We start from the raw sequence: 18991 nt of genomic DNA, 5'->3' as shown, positions 1-18991 counted from the left end.
TCTGATGAAAGTCTTGTATATCCAGTCGGGATACGGAGGAATTTACAGTTATTTTGATAGCTGGGTTGAAGAATGTTTTCGGATCACTCATACAGAGTATATGTCTGCAGATAAACTGGAAGCAGCATCTCTGGTGAAGATCGAAGCGTTTCAGCCGGACTTCGCACTTATGATGGTTGGAGACCGCGTTCCTCACGACTGGCTGACCTGGTTAAAGGGTAAGGGTATTCCCGTGTATGTTTGGCTGACCGAAGACCCATTTTATATTGATATCAGTCTTCAGGTGATTAAGCACGCTGACGCCATATTAACGATTGAACAAAATGCCGCTCTCTATTATCGGGAGCTTGGCTTCCAGCACGTCTATTATGTTCCGATTCCAGTTAATCATCGGCTGTTTAAAAAAATGGACACCGAACATTCTTTTCATTCAAATCTGCTTATCATCGGCTATCCTTACCCTAATCGGGTTCAGCTTATGAAAGAAGCGGTACACCTGCCTTACACGGTTCGAGTCATCGGAACGGAATGGAAAAAATATCTGCCTAAAAAAGTGCTCAAACAGCCGCATATCGATGTCGTCAGCACATGGATTCCACCCGAACAGGCCGTTCATTATTATAACGGGGCAGACATTGTCATCAATGCGCATCGGCCTTATCATTTTGCTTTCAACAAAAATAATATTCGCATCAAAAATGCCAGCTTTAATAACCGAACGTTTGATATCGCTGCATGCGAAGCATTTCAATTAACAGATTTACCCGCGGCCCATCCTTTTTCATCCTTTATTTCTTATCACAGCATTAACGACTTTAAGGAAAAAGCTGCTTTCTATATCAACCATCCTGAGGAACGGCATAAAGCAGCTGCATCCAATTACAAAGAGACCGTACCCGCAAATACGTATGATGAGCTTCCTGAAAAACTAAAGGCGATTCATCTGGCGCTTTCTTAAAACGATTTTTTCATATCGCACAGAAAAAAGCAGCTTGCTCAGCTGCTTTTTTTCTAGCCATCAGAACGGTCCTTCAACTTACGCGGATTCACCTGTTTGTGAAGATCAGGCTTTCCGCCAAGATGCTGTGCAACCTGTTCCCATGACACAATTTTGAAGTTTTGATTGACGGCTTGTCCATTGTCAATATTTTCGCCGTCCTGTGCCACAAAAATCCCGTAAGGATATTTTGGGCCAAGTCCGAAACCGAGAACATCAATACCATCCGTGTCACTAGTACCGTCTATCTTCTTGCCATCTGTGATGTCAAAGTTGGCTACATAGCGATTGCTTCCCTGCCGTTCATACATTGCATAGCTGTTATTTCCCTGACTTGAGGCCATGAGGTAACCTTTGCCGTCTGGCGCATAGTAGATCGTCAGTCCTTCAATATCAGCTGTCAAATGTTCTCCTGCCGCACGGTCGACAACCTGCCCCTTTGATCCTCCGTCTGGCTCAGCATGAAATTTCCAGATGGCCTCATCTTCCTCTGCTATATACAGGTTCCCGTACTCATCATCCGCAACAAGGCCTTCAGTTTGAGAATTCAATTTAAATTCACGCACTTTTTTCCCTGTTACATAACCCTTTCCATTATCAGCAATTTCATACTGCTCAAATTCTCCTTGCTTGCCTGTCACTAGTGCGTAAAATGCTCCTGTTTTCTGGCTGTGATACAGACTGAATCCGTAAACTTCAGAAATATCACTGGAAATAGGATGTTTCGGGTCTGTAATACTTTTCAAATTCCCTTTATCCCCGTCCATTGCGTATACTTCGATTGTATTCTTTCCTTCAGACCGATTGGAGGCGGCAGCAATATCAATTTTTTCGCCGTTCAATGGAAAATCATAACGCAGATCGACATTATTGAGCTTGCCAAACTCGTAAGAATGAAGCTGTTTGCCGTCTAAATCATACACGATGAGCCCTGACTTCTTATTTGTCGTGATCAGTTTGCTTTTTTCCGGATGCTTTTCATGAATCCAAATGGCTGGGTCATCTGCTGCGTCATCGCCTGAAGCGACAGGATCTGTCTCCATTTGCGCTGTCACTTTAAAATGATGTTCCGCATTCACATGATGAGCCGACACCGAGTTTGCTGTCAGGTTAAGCAATAAACCCGCGGCAGTGCTTAGCAGCATTGTTTTTGAAACCTTCATTTGGTACCCTCCTCTTTATCACTATCACTTCTATTGTAAAATATATACAGGTATTTAACTGTGAGGAAAATGAACCTTTTTTTATAGTGTTTCTGACTCATAAACCACTTGTGCCTACGAGGGACGTAAGATAACTCTGTCAGATTTCCTTTTGCGGCGCGCAATAAAATTATAATGAATATTTAGTACATTGTTTATTTAGTTATTTTATTCTATGGCTGCGTCTATTCCATTTTCTATTAAAAAATAACACTTTGTGACATGATCATTCCCCTAAATTTTGTTTTATTGGTTGCTTTCATTAACTCGATTAAAAAGTTGAACATATGATGCATGGTAGAGAAACGAGAGTTGGAGGATAAGCCATGCCTAAACAGCAAACAGCAGAACTAAAACCATTTTTCCATAACAAAACAGTTTTAGTCACTGGCGGAACGGGTTCAATCGGGAGTCAAATTGTCAAACGCCTTTTGCTGCTTACTCCGAAACAGGTGATTGTATTCAGCAAAGACGACAGTAAACAGTATGTTATGAGCCAAAAGTATGCGGAGGATAAGCGGCTTTTATTTGTACTGGGAGATGTGCGCGATTACAGAAGGGTGAATCAGGTGATGAGAGGCGTCGATATCGTCTTTCACGCTGCTGCGCTGAAACAGGTTCCGACCTGTGAAGACCATCCATTTGAAGCGATCCAGACCAATCTCATCGGCGGACAGAATGTGGTGGAGGCTGCCCTTTTACACCGAGTGCAGCATGTCATCAATATCAGTACAGATAAAGCTGTATCTCCTGTGAACACAATGGGTGCCACCAAGCTGTTATCTGAAAAGCTGTTTCATCAAGCAAACCGCCATGTTCAAAACAGAGGAACCGTGTTTTGTTCGGTCCGCTTCGGAAATGTTCTCGGCTCAAGGGGCTCGGTCATCCCTATTTTATTTGAACAAATGATGGAGGGTGAACCGCTTACCATCACAGACAAGAACATGACCAGATTTTTCATGTCAATAGACGATGCGGCTACACTGACATTGCAATCAGCTGCTATTACAAAAGGCGGAGAAACCTTTATTTTTAAAATGGAATCACTGAAACTTGAAGAACTGATTCATGGGTTTGAAGAATATGCATCGCAGCACGGGCTCCCGCGGCCGGCTGCAGTAGAAGTCGGCAAACGTCCAGGTGAAAAGCTTCACGAAGAACTAACATCCCCTCATGAAGTTGAATCACTGTATGAATGGGGCAATCTTTATGCGATCCTTCCGGAGCCGGAAAAACATCCTGATTTTCGCAAAGTCAATCTGCCTGGGTATCAATCAGATCAAGCTCCTCTCATTACAAAAGACAGAATTGCCCAGATTATTGAAGAATTGCATCAAGAAAAAAAGGCATAAAAACAAGCCTGTCTATCCATTAGGCAGGCCTGTTTTTTGTATTTTATTTATTAAAGAGATCCAGATAGCTTTCGTATCCTTCTTCTTTCAGCTTATCTTTCGGCACAAACCGCAGCGCCGCCGAATTTATGCAGTAACGAAGCCCGCTTGGCCCCGGTCCATCATTAAATACATGGCCAAGATGAGAATCCGCAGTACGGCTTCTCACTTCTGTGCGAATCATGCCGTGGCTCGTGTCTAGTTTTTCTTCCACCTCTTCTTCTTCAATCGGCTTTGTAAAGCTTGGCCAGCCGCAGTGGGAATCAAATTTATCCTTGGATGTAAACAACGGCTTGCCTGACACAATGTCTACATACAGCCCTTCTTCCTTATGATTCCAATATTCATTTTGAAACGGCGGCTCCGTGCCGTTATTTTGCGTCACCTCATATTGCATGCGGTTTAGTGACTGAATTTTTTCTTCTTTATTGTACGCCATTTATTTCGCCCCCCAATGCTCGCTGATAAATCCGGCACGTCCAGAACCTGTCCGGTAGCGCTGATAATGTCCTGGATTCTTTTTATAAAAATGCTGATGATAGCCTTCCGCTTCATAGAAAGGTTCAGCTTTTAAAATATCCGTTACAATCGGATCTTTAAATATTCCGCTTTCCGCCAGGCGCTGCTTGGAAGCTTCCGCAAGCTCCTTTTGTTTATCATTATGATAAAAAATGGCTGCACGGTAGGAACTGCCGCGATCGGCAAACTGGCCGCCGGCATCTGTCGGGTCAATTTGCTGCCAAAATAATTCAAGCAGTTTTTCATAAGGGAACACATCAGGATTAAACGTGATTTGAACGGCTTCACGATGTCCTGTCGTTTCACTGCACACCTCTTCATACGTAGGGTTTTCAGTATGGCCGCCTGTATACCCGGACACCACTTTTTCAATTCCCGGCTGTTCGTCAAAAGGTTTAACCATACACCAAAAACAGCCTCCTGCAAATGTGGCGATTTCTTTTTTTTCAGACATACTGGTGCCTCCTTTGTTAATACGTGGTATTATTATATTATAGCATGTAAAAATAGAATGAAAATGATTCTGCTTTTCAATAAAATCTATAGGTTTTAAGCAATATGCTTATGTAATGGAGGTTCACAAATTTGAAAGTAAGAACACAAATGATGTACGATATGGAAACTTTACTCCGTAAAGTCTTTAAACAAATACGCAATGAAATCAATGAGATTCTAGATAAAGAGCTTTCACGGAATGAATTCACCATTCTGCGGATCCTCAATGAACAAGGGCCTAAAAAAGTCACCGAATTTGCGCCTATTTTAGAGGTATCGGCAAGCCACATTACGGCTGTGACTGATGCGCTGGTAGAAAAGGAATGGATTACGCGAATCAGATCGAAGGAAGACAGACGTATCATCCGCATTCATATCACTGAAGCGGGCGAAAAAGTCCTTCAGCATTTCAACGAGAAAAAAACGGAATATTTCTTTAAACGTTTTGACTGCTACAGTGATGCTGAACTTGCCTCATTAATCGAGCTCTTCAGCAAACTAGATAAAAAAAGATGAAAAAAAGCACATACCGCTATATATGGGTATGTGCTTTTCGCAGCGCATCACTTATTTTTCAGTGAACAGTTTCATTGTTTTCCAGCGGCCGTATCTGTAATACAAAAACGCCGCACAGCTGCTTAATAAAAAACTCATTCCGATTCCGAGCCCGATCCCTTTCTGTCCAAACCAAGCTGAAAATAGAGCTGTGAAAGGATATCTCAAAACCCAAAACGAAATCAAATTTAAAACCAGGACCTGCAGCATCGCTCCCGCAGCTCTGACGATTCCGTTCAGTACGAAATTAATCCCGATAAAAGGATAGAAAAACGCGATCCACCGCAAATATTGTTCACCAAACGCAACCGCATCTGGCTCGCTGATAAATAACCTCATGAGGTATTTACCAAATACCCAAATCATAACTGCAATCACCAGCATGCAAGAAATAACAGCCATCACACCTAGCCTTGCAATCGTTCCCACTCTTTTATAGTTTCCGATTCCGATATTTTGCCCTGCCATGCTGTTGACCGCCGTACCGGCAGCCATTGCTGGAAGCGTGATGATGCTGTCGAGCCGCTGCACCGCGCCGAAGCCCGATACCACATGCTCCCCGTATGAGTTGACAACACTCATAATCGCCATCATTCCGCCTGTGATCACCATCATCTGCAGACCAGCTGGAATCCCGAGTTTCAAAATCAGCGCGGACTCTTCCCACTTGGGCACTCGCGGAATAGAGAACGGCACAAGCTTGTGTTTGATGACATAGAATAATCCATACAGAAACGCAATGCTCTGCGACAAAATCGTCGAATAAGCAGCTCCCGCTATTCCCATGCGGAACACAGAAATAAAGAGCGGTGCCAACACTGCATTCAGCACAACGGCAAACGCGATAAACCGGAGAGGTGTCTTGCTGTCGCCGAGCGCCCGAAGCACAGTACTGATAAAGTTATAACCAAACAAAAATAAAATGCCGATAAATTGAATCTGTAAATAGGTCTCAGCAAGCGGTACCATTGACTCCGGCGTTTTTAGAAGACGAAGCAAGTGCTCTGACAGAAAAAAACCGGCCGCGCCGAATCCGATGCTTAGGCCTGTTAATAAAACGACAAAAGCGTTAATATACGACGCCATTCCTTTTTCATCGTCTTTTCCCTTTTGCTGTGACAAAATGGTTAACGTCGCATTGTTAAGACCCAAAATAAAAGACAGTACGGTTAAAACAATCGTGCTTGATACCGCAGCTGCCCCTAGAGCCTTTGCCCCCAATAAATTGCCGATCCACAAACTGTCTATAAATTGAAAGGAAACCTGCAATGCGTTTCCGAGCATAATAGGCGTTGAAAACAGCACAAGCTGTTTCAGCACGTTCCCCTGTGTAAAATCATATGCTTTCATTTTTTCTCCTTGTGTTATCAAATTTTCGACAGACTGCACGAAAAAAAGAGACGTTGTTTCATGTCTCTTTTTTTCATGATTTATCGGTTTTTTTCCGGTCTCTCATACCGAATGTAAACACCATCACACTTAGGAACAAGGCACAATACGAAATGTTCAAGTACATTTGATCCATATCTTCAGCGGCTAAATGATGATAAGCAAGCCAGCCGAAATACAGGGAAAATGTAAAGGATAATAAACTGAAATACTGGTAAATCCGTTTCATTTTCAGTCACCTCTATTGTTTAGGATGGTAATAGGAAAACTCAATTTCATCTTTTTCTAAATTTATTTTATCCGCTTTGACATACATTCCATTCGTTAAAGGCATTTCTGACAGACGCACTTCAATGCTTTTATCGCCGGGATGAACGTGGACAAATGATGGCAATTCGTAAAAGCTGTCCATATAATTTAACACAAAGCTAATCGGTATACTCAATTTCCCTAGCGAAAATTTCGTAACATTCAGCTCCACATCGCCATTTTTTTTCACGGTCGGTTCAAAAGCGACAAACGCAGCAATGGACGTGGAAAAAGCCTTGATTTTCCCTGCGACATGAACATCATCATCTATCTCTACTTTATAATCAAGCTTGTTTGATGCTTTGTCGTTTAAATATGAGTTGACAAACGCAGCTAATGATTCTTTTGTGCTTGTCACTCGAAATCCATACTCGCTCTCAGCTGAATCCTTCACCTGGGCTTGTTCTCCCGGCAGCATAACAAGTGCCATAAATCCAACGGCGAGGATAATATTAATTGCAAGCAATATAAAAAACAGTCGTTTCCACTTATTCATGCTGTCACCCTACTCTTTCGGTAATCCTTCTTTTTTAATGGCTTGATAGACGCGCTTCGCGATAAGGGAATAACCCGTACTATTAGGATGAAAATCATCTTCCTCAGAAATTCGGCTGCTGTCACTTTTTTCATTGAACAAGTCGTCGATATGAATGATTTTTGCATGTTTATCTTTTTCCAGCTCTTTTTCAGCAATATGGTTCCAATCACTGACGACTCCGTTTATTTCATTTAATTCAGATAACGTAAACGTAAACGGATTATACATGCTGACATAAATCAGCTCAGCGTGATCATTCAGCTCCCGAATTTCAGAAATGATTTTTTCAAAACGCTTTTCATACGGCTTTTCCGCTTCCTGAAACGGTTCAACGGTTAATTGAAGAAAGTTTTGGCGAAGGACTTTCATCAAATCATTACCGCCAATGGTAAAAAAGACATAATCTGCGTCCTTTATGCCTTTTTGAACCTTTTTATCTTTTAGTTTCTCTAATAAATCATCCGAACGGTTCCCTTTTACGGCATAATTTTTTACGTCTACCGTTTTGACTTGCTTATCTGAACGGATGGAATCTGCCACCTTGCCGACATATCCCTTTCCGTCGGGATCTCCGACTCCTTCTGTCAGCGAATCTCCGACAGCCGCAATGACAATGTCCTCTTTCGTTTTCGGTTCATGAGCTTTTTGTTTTCCCTCAGATGCTGTACGTATACTCGTACAAGCAGTTAGAAGCAAAATCAAACTGGCCATGAGTGAAAAAATGCGCAGCTTCAATCTTGTTGCTCCTTCCCATTCTACTAGTGGAAAGTGTATCATGTTTTAGGAGATTTGCAAATGCCTAGTCTTCTAGCTTACTTGAGTGTACTGGCTGACTTCACATCGGCGATAATATCATCGTACGGTGTATTTTCCACTCCATTATAATCTTTCAGCACCTTGCCGTTCGGGCCTACCAAATAAAAAGAAGATTGATGAATGACTTGGTCCTCTCCCTCCGGTTTCTTCACAATCGCTTTAAAGCTCTTAAGCGCGAACGCCTCAATATCACTCTGGCTGTATCCCGTGAGGAAATCCCAATTATCAAAAGATAATGGATAATTTGCGGCGAACTTCTTCAGCTGTTTCGGCTTATCGTTTTCTGGATCAACACTAAACGATACGATGCGGACATCTATATTCTCGGCTTTCAGTTTTTTTTGCAGATCGGTCATATGAGCGGTCATTGGCGGACATACCGTTTCACAATTGGTAAAAATAAAATCTGCCAGCCATACTTCTCCTTTTAAACTCTCTAAAGAAACGTTCTTGCCGTCTTGGTTTTGAAATGTAAAAGGCTCCACCTCGTAATTGAGCGGATCTTTAATCTGTTGTCCCCCGCAGGCACACAAAAGCAGAAAAAACAGCCCTGCCGTTAAACCCTTGATAACCTTCATGACATTCATCCTTTCCAGCCAGCATAAAAGCGCTTTCTAAAATCGTCCTTACTTGCTGCGTCCCATGTTTGTATTCGATATTGGGCAAAAAAAATCCTGCATGCCTCCCAATCACTGATTACAAAGGGGGGCATACAGGTATAAACGGCATATTACGCGTTGTGCTTTAACACCTCTTGATGAAAAACAGCCTGATAATCTGCCCATTTCATCCGGCGCTTCATATAATGTCGGAAAGAATACACTTTTGCCCTGCTGTTTGATGAAAACACTTCTTTTAAGTAGAATTGCAAATGGTGATGTAACATAAAGAAATAGTGCTCATCTTCCTTTAATACAGGTATTTCTGTCACTTTCACCTGAATCCCGTCACTGCGTTTGAACTCTAGGCTTTTGAGTAACAAGCTATCAATCCTCTTTTTTTGTTTTTCTTCTATTATATACAATGCCAGCCGGACTGTCTGTCATTTTGCGCGGTTGTGTAAAAAAATTAGATCAGCAAATGGAACAAGTCCTCATCCTTATTCACCTCTACATAATGAAACGGTTTTCTGTTCATCCGTTCAATCAGCGGCCCATAGTCGGCCTTGTTCTGCAGCTCGATGCCGACAAGAGCAGGTCCGTTGCTTTTATTATTTTTCTTCGTATATTCAAATCTTGTAATGTCATCATTAGGCCCGAGAACTTCGTCAAGAAATTCGCGGAGCGCCCCCGCTCTTTGCGGAAAATTGACGATAAAATAATGCTGAAGTCCTTCAAAAATCAAGGAACGCTCCTTCATTTCCTGCATTCTTCCGATATCGTTATTGCCCCCGCTGACCACACATACCACATTTTTGCCTTTAATTTCATCCTTGTACAAATCAAGCGCTGCGACAGAAAGAGCTCCAGCCGGTTCAGCAACTATTGCACATTCGTTATATAATTCAAGAATGGATGTACATACTTTTCCTTCAGGCACAAGGAGAATGTCATCAACGACAGATTCCAGCGTTTGGAACGTTTCCTCACCAATTTTTTTAACAGCTGCTCCATCTACAAACTTATCAATTTTATCAAGTGTGACGACATGCCCAGCTTTGTTTGATTCAAAATAGGATGCCGCTCCCGCCGGCTCAACAGCAATTACCTTTGTATCAGGAGACACATTTTTCAAATATGTACCTACTCCTGAGAGAAGGCCGCCTCCTCCGACACTTGCAAATAGAAAATGAGGTTCTGTATCAATGTCGTTTAAAATTTCGACTGCCAATGTTCCCTGTCCAGCCATCACATCCGGATCATCGAACGGATGGATAAACGTCCGGGATTCCGCCTCACAGCATTCAACAGCGCTTTTATACGCATCGTCAAACGTATCACCTGTCAAAATAATATCGATAAACCCTTTCCCGAATAGTTCAACTTGAGATACTTTTTGTCTCGGTGTTGTGGACGGCATAAAAATTTTCCCGTGAATGCCAAGATGTTTACACGAGAACGCCACACCTTGAGCGTGGTTTCCGGCACTTGCACACACAACTCCGTTCTCAGTCTGCTCGCTGGAGAGCTGTTTGATTTTATGATAAGCCCCTCTGAGCTTAAAAGATCTGACAACTTGCAAGTCTTCACGTTTCAAATAGATATTGCATTCATATCTCTCAGAAAGTCTGTCATTCCTTTGCAAAGGTGTGTGAATGACAACATCCTTCACGTTTTGATGAGCCTTCAAAATGTCTTTCACTTGGATGAGAGAGTTTTCTTTAAGCAACGGTTTCATGTACAGATTCCTTTCTTGTTTTAAATCCCTATTTAATATGCCATTATAACACGAATATTCAAAAAATAAGACAATTATTTTTATTTCATAATTTAAAAAATACTGACTACCTTCACCACATCTTGTGGTTACACCTGCTTCACCAATATCCTGGGAGGCCTTAGAAAAAAGATGATTGTAAATAAAACGTGTTTTCAGCCAAAAGGCATGATATAATAAAACCAATTAGAACCAAAAGGAGCCAATTGATGAATACCGCACCAATATCTAACACATTTCAACATCTCATCGGAGAACATCAAACATTCCTGGAAGCGAAGCGAATCGCCAAGCAGTTCTCACTATCAGAGCTTCCTGTCTTGATAACAGGAAAAATCGGAACAGGAAAAGATCATTTCGCACAAGCAATACACCAGGGATCTTCGAGATACAGTGAACCCTTTATTAGCGTCAATTGCAGCACCCATTCGGAAGAAAGCCTTATGCGTGAGCTTTTTGGCCCTAACGGAGACTCAGGTGTGTTTCAAAAAACGGCTCGAGGAACCCTTTTTCTTGATGAAGTATGGCGCATGCCTGCCTCTGTACAAGCTCAGCTGCTGAAAGTGCTTGATTCAGACACGGAGAAACCGCGAATCATCTGTGCTTCGGCAGATGGATACGCAGAACATACATTCAGGCAAGACTTATTTTACAGACTGAATATCTTAACGCTCACACTGCCTGAATTGTCTGAACGAAAAAGCGATATACCGCTTTTGACACAATATTTTCTCTCAAATTCCGGTCAGCAATTGTTCATTGATCCCTCAGTCTTTTCGATGCTTGAGCAACACACATTTGAAGGCAATGTCAGGGAGTTAAAAAACGCCGCAGATTATATGGCGGCAGTCGCAAACGGAGGAACGATTCATCCATATGACCTGCCTCCATATATTAGGGGTGCTATAGACGGAAAAACGTCGAAGAAAAAAGCGAAGCTGCTGACTTTAATGGAAAAAGCCGAGTTTTTGTTTATTTTGGAAACAATAAAAGCGTTAAACGAAAAAGGAGAACCAGCCAGCAGACGGATCATTTCGGAACACAGCAAAAACACCCAAACCTCGTTATCTCCGCAACAGGTCAGAAGCCGTCTCGATTATTTGGAGAAAAAAGATTATGTCACAAAAAGCCGTGGACGCGCCGGCACTAAAATTACTTTAGAGGGTTTGAGCTTTTTAGAAACACTGAAGAATCAAATGATCTAACGATCGAAAGGAGAATGCACTTGTTTACAATCAAAGAAGAGATTGCCAATGCGATAACACACGGCATCGGTGTGCTCTTATCCATACCAGCATTAGTGTTTTTGATCATATTTGCGGCTCATTACGGGTCTGCATGGGACATTGTCAGCTTTACAATATTCGGTGTCTCTATGCTGCTGTTATATTTGAGCTCCACACTGCTTCACAGTATCACCCATAAAAAGACGAAGGATATTTTGGAGATTATTGATCATAGCGCCATTTACGTACTCATCGCCGGAACCTATACGCCTTTTTTGCTGGGGCCGCTGAAAGGCACACTCGGCTTCACCCTGCTGGTTATCGTTTGGTCTCTTGCCCTAGGCGGAATCGTTTTTAAAATTTTCTTCGTGAAACGCTTTATCCTATTGTCAACCTTTGTGTATTTGATTATGGGATGGCTGATGATTATCGCGGTTAAACCTTTATACGCTTCGCTGAGCGGAGCGGGATTCAGCCTTCTTTTTCTCGGCGGCATTTTATACTCTGTCGGAACCATCTTTTATATTTGGAAAAAGATCCCCTTCCATCACGCCATTTGGCACAGCTTTGTATTAGGCGGAAGCGCTGCGATGTTTTTCTGTGTGCTGTTTTATTGTGTAAAGGTGCCGTTTATTTCGTAACAGAAAAGCGCAGTCTTTAAGACTGCGCTTTTTCATGCACGTAATTGTTTTTCATTTGCAGGTATATAAGCTTTTGAAAAGGACAATTCAATGTCTGCTGGTTTTAAACGTTTAAAAAACGATCCCTTTTGCATGTCATCTGTTCCTTTCGTTTCCACCATCACCAACGGAAGATGATAACGGACCGCAAGCTCTACAGGATCTATAGAACCGTCTAATGAAAGAATCAGGCTTTGTCCTTTTTCCAGCTGTTTCGTCACATCTTCATATACCTTTTCTGAATCGCCGTCTGAAATCACATCCATCCGATCTAGCCATTGCCCGATAAAAGGCAAGCGAAATACTTTGGGATTGGCAATAAAACCGGCCGGTTCCTCAATATATCCAGCAACTAAGGCCAGTTCAGCCAAACGCAAACGAGAATGCACATATAAAACAGGACCGCGCGGTATTGGTTCAGGCTGATGGATCGTCACAACTGAACCGGTGATGCCGATACAGCCTTCCAAAAACGCCTTTGGCTGCTCGTAGACAAGGGTCATCTGTTTTTTGTATGACAGACGGGGATCAAGCATCCTTTGATTAAATAATTGTTTCATATTTTTTAACAGCATATACACAATATAAACCACTAGCAAGCTGTAGCGAACCAATTAAAATCCTCCCGTTTCAGAAGAATTCTTTTTTTCATACACCAGAAATTCATAATCGTACGGGTTTTTTTCGTCCTTGATCCCCCGCTCAGAAGAAACCAGTTTCCAATTGGTTTCGTCAAATTCGGGGAAGTGGCGGTCACCCTCAAACTCGTGATGAATTTTCGTCATATACAATCTGTCCGCATACGGGAACAGCGCAGTATAGAGCTGAGCCCCTCCGATCACAAAGCATTCCTCAGAGCCTGAACAAATGTCCAAAACATCCTTTAACGAACTGACAACCGTGCATCCCGGAAATTCTGAAGCCGGTGCTGATGTGACGACAATATTTTTCCGGTTCGGAAGCGGACGTCCAATCGATTCATATGTTTTCCGGCCCATAATGATTGAATGGCCCGATGTTACTTTTTTAAAGTACGCAAGATCATTGGGCAAATGCCACGGCAAATCATTGTCTTTGCCGATCAGCCTGTTGGCATCCATCGCAAAAATGAACGAAATCATACGCTGACCGCTCCTTTAATATGAGGATGCGGATCATAGTCCTCGATGATAAAATCCTCAAATGCAAAGTTGAAAATAGAATCAATTTCTCTGGCGAAACGAAGCTTCGGCAGCGGGCGCACGTCTCTTGTCAGCTGCAAATTGACCTGTTCAATATGATTTTGATAAATATGAACATCGCCAAATGTATGAATAAACTCGCCCGGTTCAAGCCCAGTCACATGAGCAATCATCATGGTTAACAGGGCATAAGAAGCAATATTAAACGGCACACCGAGGAAAACATCAGCAGAACGTTGATACAGCTGACAGGACAGCTTGCCGTCAGACACGTAGAATTGGAACAGGCAATGGCACGGCGGCAACGCCATTTTATCAATTTCACCAACATTCCATGCGCTCACGATTAAGCGTCTGGAGTTCGGATTTGTCTTAATATCTTCAATAAGGCGGGAAATTTGATCAATGGTTTCCCCGTCAGCTCCCCGCCAAGAACGCCATTGTGAACCGTATACAGGTCCGAGTTCACCGTTTTCATCAGCCCACTCATTCCAGATCCGCACTCCGTTTTCCTGCAGATAGCGTACATTGGTATCCCCTTTTAAAAACCACAGCAGCTCATGCGCAATTGATTTAAAGTGGAGTTTTTTTGTGGTCAGCATCGGAAAGCCTTCCTGTAAATGAAATCTCATTTGATACCCGAAGGTGCTGATTGTTCCGGTCCCTGTCCGGTCTCCCTTTTTTTCGCCATGCTCTAAGACATGTCTGCATAAATCCTTATACTGTTTCATTTTTTTCATCCTTTAAAAGTAGTCTTCTAGTAGTGTAACACAATAAAAAATCATTTCTGAACCCAGAAATGATTTTTTTATAGTCAGCTGATGACAGGTTTTTCATCCTGTTCTTTTTCTTCATCTTGCAGATCCTGATGCGTATGAGCAATTCTGCTCGCCGCTGCTGCCGCAAGGGCTGCCACAATATCATCCATAAAGGTATGAATACCGTCTGGACTCTCATCAAGTTCCTTAATGATTCCAATTTTCTCTTTATCCAAATAACCGAAGTTAGTCAAGCCTATCGATCCGTACACATTAACGATTGAAAGAGGGATAATTTCATCTATGCCGTAAAGTGGTTCATCTGTTTCAACAAGGTGCTGAAGCGGTTCCGGAAGAAGTTTCTGCTCAGCGAGCTGATCAAGCGCAAGGCCTGTTAAAACAGCATGAATAATTTCACGTTTGTTCAGCACTTTATCTACGTTCTCCATACATACACTGAGCGGCAGATTTGGATTGTATTTTTCCTGAAGTTTTTGAACAATCTGCGCAATATCTTCTATCATAACGCCCCGTTTATTCAGCATATCTTTTGTTATATCGACCATTTCATTCATTGTGTACTTTTTCATGTCTAATGGCATCTCCTTTACGCACTCATCCAGTTGGGAGGCGTGTTGCGGTCCCAGTAAATGCTCCCAAGTTCATGATGTGATTGAAATCCATCTTCTGCTGTATGATAGTGAAAATTAAACCAGTAGCCATCGTGGGGCGGGTGGTCTCTTCGCACATGAAATCTGAGGAGATCTTCTCCAGTCGTCCGATTGTAAACGTTGAAAATTTTTTCCGTTTTGCCCGCTGAAGGCATGCTGGAAATTACAACATCTTGATACGCCTCATCATCTTGCAATGTTGCTAAATAATCACTAATCACGTTTTCAATTTGCGGCAGTATCTCTTTCCGATAGTCATCCTCAATGACCGGAGCGATTTTGCTGCCGAATTTCAAAAAGGACTGATCCTCAGCACTGTCAAGGAGCTGTTCCTTGTACGATTGAAAAAGCAGTTCAGGGTCTTGCCTGTCTTCCGACTCATCATCATCGTACAGGTCATGCTCATCATAAAAAGCGGTGTAATCATTCTGCTCAAGACTGCTCGGCTGTCCGGAGGGCTTGTCCGCCATAAGAGCAGCCGGAGGAGATACGAGCCCGAATGTTACAATGGTAAATAAAACTACAAGAGTCTTTCTCATCCACAATTTCATGACTGCTTATTCCTCTCTATTTTATTGTCATGTTTCTCTTATTTTAGCACACCCGAAACATGCAAGTCATGTATGATATGAAACTGATATGCAAATTAGGAGATTCGTTGCTTTGCGGTTTGTGTAAAAACGCTTACAATATTCTATGAAAGGAGGCTTTCCGCATGATTGACGCTCTGTTTGCCACAGTTTCACTCTTAACATTGTTATACTTTGTCGTCATGGAAGTCACCGATTAACAGAAAGCCCGTGATATCAATCACGGGCTTGTTTTGCTTGCGGCTTGAATAACGCCATAATGGAACAATGCTGTTTTTCTTTTCATGACGTTAAAACCAAACTGTTCAAATCGCGGGCTTTTCCAGTGGTCTTTTAGCACAACGCTTTTTCTGGCAGCGCGCACCGCTTCTTTGATACACCCTCTATCTAAAACTGAATCCTCTGCCAAATCCCGTAACGGCGCGATGCCGTCAGACGTCTCTACAGGCTCATGAAACATTGGATCAAAATAAACCACATCAACAGAGTTGTCAGGAAGCTGCTTGATGTACTCAAAGCAATCACCATTCTTCACTTGGATTCTTCTCATTGCAGCCTGAAGCTCTTCTATGCCCGTTTCCCATGAATGCAGTCCCGTCCTCACTAGAACAGACACAAGGCTGTTTTTTTCAATCCCAATCACAGAACCCGTTTCACCTACTGCCATACTTGCGATAATGGCATCCGAACCGAGCCCGAGTGTACAATCTAAAAACGTGTCCCCTTCCGATAAACCAGCTGCCCGAAGCATCGGCTCCTGCTCCCCCCGTATGAAGCGTTTAGCTCTGAACATCGCTGTATTCGGATGAAAAAAGAATTTGGCACCTTGTTTCGTATAAAGTTCAAACCGCTCTTTGCCGACCACTAGCAAATCACGTTCAGCTGACTTCAGCAGGTTTTCAACCGTTTGTTTATTTCGGCCGCAAAATGGCATATTCAGCTCTTTTGAAAGCTGCTTTGCGGTTTTTATGGTATGTTCAGACGGTCTATAGCTTGTTGTTATCATCTTCAGTACTCCCAAAAAGAAAATGCCCGGAAAACGGGCATTTAGCAGTGTGCATCAAAGGCAGCGGTTAAATTTTTCATAATCTCTTCCATATCGTGTCCTTCAATTTCATGACGTGGAATAAAATGTACGACTTCTTTGCCTTTCAAAAGAGCCATCGACGGTGAAGAAGGCTCCTGGCCAGTAAAATACTCACGCATTTTTGCAGTAGCTTCTTTATCTTGACCCGCAAATACAGTCACCGTATTGTCAGGTGTTTTGTCATGCTGGAGGACTGCCTGCGTTGCCGCAGGACGCGCAAGGCCTGCTGCACAGCCGCACACAGAGTTAACGACTACAAGTGTTGTGCCCTCTGCCTTTTCCATAAAGTTTTCTACTTCTTCCGCTGTTGTTAATTCATCAAAACCTGCCCCAGTCAGTTCGCGGCGCATCGGTACGACAAGCTGGCGCATGTATTCTTCATAAGCCATTGACATAAAAAAGCCCCCTCTATTATCCTTCATCTGAAGTAAGGATACTATAGAGAGGGCCGGATTTCAAATGTTCACGCCTTAAAATAGAAGAAAGAGTTCCACGCTGTCTATATTTTCATGATACCGCCGGTGTTGGCGCTTGTCACAAGTTTAGAATAACGTGCCAAGTAGCCGGTTTTCACTTTCGGTTCAAACCCTTTCCAGTTGGCTTTCCGTTTTTCCCATTCTTCTTCTGGCACTAGTACATCCAATATGCGTTTTTCAATATCAACGATGATATGGTCTCCGTTTTCAACAAAGGCAAGCGGTCCTCCCTCTGCAGCCTCTGGTGATACGTGACCGATTGAGAGTCCTCGGGAGGCTCCGGAAAAACGTCCGTCTGTAATCAATGCCACTTTTGGGCCAAGTCCCATTCCAACGATTTGGGATGTAGGCGCAAGCATTTCCGGCATGCCAGGTCCGCCTTTTGGTCCTTCGTATCGGATAATGACGACGTCGCCTTCTTTTACTTTCCGGTTGATAATGCCGTCAAGTGCCTCATCCTGAGAATCAAATACGACAGCCGGCCCTTCGTGTCTCGTGATACCGTTTTGTACGCCGCCTGTTTTAATGATAGCACCGTCTGGAGCCAGATTACCGAATAAAACAGCAAGGCCTCCCTTTTCAGTGAATGGTTCATCCAGCGGATGGATGACGTCATAATCCTTTACTTCATGTCCAGCAATGGTTTCTCCAAGTGTTTTTCCTGTAACAGTCAGCGCGTCCAAATGAAGCGCTCCTTCTTTCTTGGAAAGCTCATTCAGCGCCGCTGACACACCGCCCGCTTCATGAAGATCTTCAATAAACACATCAGACGCAGGCGCCAGCTTGGCCAAGTGCGGCACGCGCTCAGCGACTTCGTTAATGCGTTCTAAAGAGTATTCAACGCCGGCCTCGTTTGCAAGAGCAAGCGTATGAAGAACGGTATTTGTTGAACCGCCGAGCGCCATATCGAGTGCAAACGCGTTATCAATCGCTTTTACAGTGACAATATCACGCGGTTTGATATCTTTGCGAATGGTTTCCATTAATTGCGCAGCCGACTTTCTGACAAACTCTTTGCGTTCCGGTGATGTCGCAAGAATGGTTCCGTTACCCGGCAAAGCAAGTCCAAGTGCTTCGGACAGGCAGTTCATTGAATTCGCCGTAAACATGCCAGAGCAAGACCCACATGTTGGACATCCAAACTGCTCTAATTCTTGAAGTTCGTTTTCGTTGATTTTTCCTGCTTGGTAAGCGCCTACCCCTTCGAATACTGAAGAAAGGGAGATTTTCCGTCCGTCACTTGTTCTTCCTGCCGCCATCGGCCCGCCGCTGACAAAAATCGTCGGAATGTTGATGCGCATTGCCGCCATAAGCATTCCCGGCGTGATTTTGTCGCAGTTCGGAATACAGACCATTCCGTCAAACCAGTGTGCGGAAACAACCGTTTCCACAGAGTCAGCGATGATTTCACGGCTCGGCAGCGAATATCTCATACCGATATGCCCCATCGCGATACCGTCATCTACTCCGATGGTATTAAATTCAAACGGTACGCCCCCAGCTTCTCTAATTGCTTCTTTTACGATTTTCCCAAACTCCTGCAAGTGAACATGACCGGGAACGATATCAATGTATGAATTACAAACCGCAATAAACGGCTTGCCGAAATCCTCTTCTTTTACACCTGCTGCACGAAGCAAACTGCGGTGCGGAGCTCTATCGATTCCTTGTGTGATCATGTTACTGCGTAATTCTGCCATGGTGATCCCCCTAAATTCTTTCAATTGTTAGACTG

Annotated in this window: 23 protein-coding genes; 5 read left to right on the top strand and 18 right to left on the bottom strand. The window is 43.1% G+C overall.

From position 1 onward, the window contains the following. Positions 1-4 precede the first annotated feature (4 nt). Positions 5-958 carry a DUF3880 domain-containing protein gene (locus Q5C82_RS13395; protein WP_003218189.1) on the top strand — a complete coding sequence of 318 codons (954 nt, stop codon included), beginning with the start codon at positions 5-7 and terminating at the stop codon, positions 956-958. Positions 959-1011: 53 nt separating this feature from the next. On the opposite strand, the gene Q5C82_RS13390 is transcribed toward Q5C82_RS13395, so the two are convergent. Then, on the bottom strand, positions 1012-2160 hold the full coding sequence (locus Q5C82_RS13390; protein ID WP_003218192.1) for a phytase: 1149 nt from the start codon (positions 2158-2160) through the stop codon (positions 1012-1014). 365 nt (positions 2161-2525) lie between these two features. Here Q5C82_RS13390 and Q5C82_RS13385 point away from each other — a divergent pair, with 365 nt between their 5' ends. Beyond that, entirely contained in the window at positions 2526-3551 is a 1026-nt protein-coding gene (locus tag Q5C82_RS13385) for an SDR family NAD(P)-dependent oxidoreductase (RefSeq protein WP_003218194.1), read from the top strand. A 43-nt stretch (positions 3552-3594) separates the two neighbouring features. Here the strand turns inward: Q5C82_RS13385 and msrB are convergent, their stop codons facing one another. After that, positions 3595-4029: a peptide-methionine (R)-S-oxide reductase MsrB gene (msrB, locus tag Q5C82_RS13380; RefSeq protein ID WP_003218196.1), complete on the bottom strand. Its 435-nt coding sequence runs from the start codon at positions 4027-4029 to the stop codon at positions 3595-3597. Beyond that, positions 4030-4563 (bottom strand): peptide-methionine (S)-S-oxide reductase MsrA, encoded by a 534-nt coding sequence (msrA, locus tag Q5C82_RS13375; RefSeq protein WP_003218198.1) that lies wholly within the window; start codon positions 4561-4563, stop codon positions 4030-4032. A 131-nt stretch (positions 4564-4694) separates the two neighbouring features. Between msrA and Q5C82_RS13370 the strand changes: the two genes are divergently transcribed. After that, positions 4695-5120, top strand: coding sequence for a MarR family transcriptional regulator (locus tag Q5C82_RS13370; RefSeq protein ID WP_003218200.1), 426 nt, complete (start codon positions 4695-4697; stop codon positions 5118-5120). Positions 5121-5171: 51 nt separating this feature from the next. Here Q5C82_RS13370 and Q5C82_RS13365 read toward each other — a convergent pair whose 3' ends face one another. The 7 genes from Q5C82_RS13365 to ilvA form a co-directional block, all read right to left on the bottom strand. Then, positions 5172-6509, bottom strand: a complete 1338-nt coding sequence (locus tag Q5C82_RS13365) for an MATE family efflux transporter (RefSeq protein ID WP_003218202.1) — start codon at positions 6507-6509, stop codon at positions 5172-5174. Positions 6510-6582: 73 nt separating this feature from the next. Continuing rightward, positions 6583-6777, bottom strand: a complete 195-nt coding sequence (ypmT, locus tag Q5C82_RS13360; protein WP_003218204.1) for a protein YpmT — start codon at positions 6775-6777, stop codon at positions 6583-6585. Between the two features lie 12 nt (positions 6778-6789). Beyond that, positions 6790-7353 carry a YpmS family protein gene (locus Q5C82_RS13355; RefSeq protein WP_003218206.1) on the bottom strand — a complete coding sequence of 188 codons (564 nt, stop codon included), beginning with the start codon at positions 7351-7353 and terminating at the stop codon, positions 6790-6792. Between the two features lie 9 nt (positions 7354-7362). Further along, on the bottom strand, positions 7363-8130 hold the full coding sequence (locus Q5C82_RS13350) for an SGNH/GDSL hydrolase family protein (RefSeq protein ID WP_003218208.1): 768 nt from the start codon (positions 8128-8130) through the stop codon (positions 7363-7365). 77 nt (positions 8131-8207) lie between these two features. Further along, the gene (scuA, locus tag Q5C82_RS13345) at positions 8208-8789 is read right to left on the bottom strand and encodes a cytochrome c oxidase assembly accessory protein ScuA (protein WP_003218210.1); all 582 of its coding nucleotides are present in this window, start codon (positions 8787-8789) and stop codon (positions 8208-8210) included. Between the two features lie 152 nt (positions 8790-8941). Next, positions 8942-9193 carry a YpmP family protein gene (locus tag Q5C82_RS13340; RefSeq protein ID WP_003218212.1) on the bottom strand — a complete coding sequence of 84 codons (252 nt, stop codon included), beginning with the start codon at positions 9191-9193 and terminating at the stop codon, positions 8942-8944. A gap of 86 nt (positions 9194-9279) precedes the next feature. Continuing rightward, entirely contained in the window at positions 9280-10548 is a 1269-nt protein-coding gene (gene ilvA, locus Q5C82_RS13335; protein WP_003218214.1) for a threonine ammonia-lyase IlvA, read from the bottom strand. A gap of 248 nt (positions 10549-10796) precedes the next feature. Between ilvA and Q5C82_RS13330 the strand changes: the two genes are divergently transcribed. Next, positions 10797-11792 (top strand): sigma-54-dependent transcriptional regulator, encoded by a 996-nt coding sequence (locus Q5C82_RS13330; protein WP_003218216.1) that lies wholly within the window; start codon positions 10797-10799, stop codon positions 11790-11792. A 20-nt stretch (positions 11793-11812) separates the two neighbouring features. After that, on the top strand, positions 11813-12454 hold the full coding sequence (locus Q5C82_RS13325; protein WP_003218218.1) for a hemolysin III family protein: 642 nt from the start codon (positions 11813-11815) through the stop codon (positions 12452-12454). A gap of 32 nt (positions 12455-12486) precedes the next feature. On the opposite strand, the gene Q5C82_RS13320 is transcribed toward Q5C82_RS13325, so the two are convergent. The 8 genes from Q5C82_RS13320 to ilvD form a co-directional block, all read right to left on the bottom strand. Further along, a complete protein-coding gene (locus Q5C82_RS13320; RefSeq protein WP_003218220.1) occupies positions 12487-13107 on the bottom strand; it encodes a 1-acyl-sn-glycerol-3-phosphate acyltransferase in 621 nt (206 codons plus the stop codon). Next, the gene (gene dfrA / locus Q5C82_RS13315; protein ID WP_003218222.1) at positions 13108-13614 is read right to left on the bottom strand and encodes a dihydrofolate reductase DfrA; all 507 of its coding nucleotides are present in this window, start codon (positions 13612-13614) and stop codon (positions 13108-13110) included. Continuing rightward, positions 13611-14405, bottom strand: a complete 795-nt coding sequence (locus Q5C82_RS13310) for a thymidylate synthase (RefSeq protein ID WP_003218224.1) — start codon at positions 14403-14405, stop codon at positions 13611-13613. The genes dfrA and Q5C82_RS13310 overlap by 4 nt, the downstream gene beginning before the upstream one ends. A gap of 83 nt (positions 14406-14488) precedes the next feature. Then, on the bottom strand, positions 14489-15022 hold the full coding sequence (locus Q5C82_RS13305; protein WP_003218226.1) for a phosphatidylglycerophosphatase A: 534 nt from the start codon (positions 15020-15022) through the stop codon (positions 14489-14491). A gap of 17 nt (positions 15023-15039) precedes the next feature. Next, positions 15040-15654, bottom strand: coding sequence for a YpjP family protein (locus Q5C82_RS13300; protein WP_003218228.1), 615 nt, complete (start codon positions 15652-15654; stop codon positions 15040-15042). Between the two features lie 259 nt (positions 15655-15913). Beyond that, positions 15914-16699, bottom strand: a complete 786-nt coding sequence (locus tag Q5C82_RS13295) for a class I SAM-dependent methyltransferase (protein ID WP_003218230.1) — start codon at positions 16697-16699, stop codon at positions 15914-15916. A gap of 41 nt (positions 16700-16740) precedes the next feature. Next, entirely contained in the window at positions 16741-17175 is a 435-nt protein-coding gene (gene brxA, locus Q5C82_RS13290; RefSeq protein ID WP_003218231.1) for a bacilliredoxin BrxA, read from the bottom strand. 104 nt (positions 17176-17279) lie between these two features. Continuing rightward, positions 17280-18956: a dihydroxy-acid dehydratase gene (gene ilvD, locus Q5C82_RS13285; RefSeq protein WP_003218233.1), complete on the bottom strand. Its 1677-nt coding sequence runs from the start codon at positions 18954-18956 to the stop codon at positions 17280-17282. Positions 18957-18991: the final 35 nt, after the last annotated feature.

The sequence above is a fragment of the uncultured Bacillus sp. genome (assembly GCF_958411575.1).
Classification (GTDB): Bacteria; Bacillota; Bacilli; order Bacillales; family Bacillaceae; genus Bacillus; species Bacillus spizizenii.
This window is presented reverse-complemented; position numbering and strand designations above follow the sequence as displayed.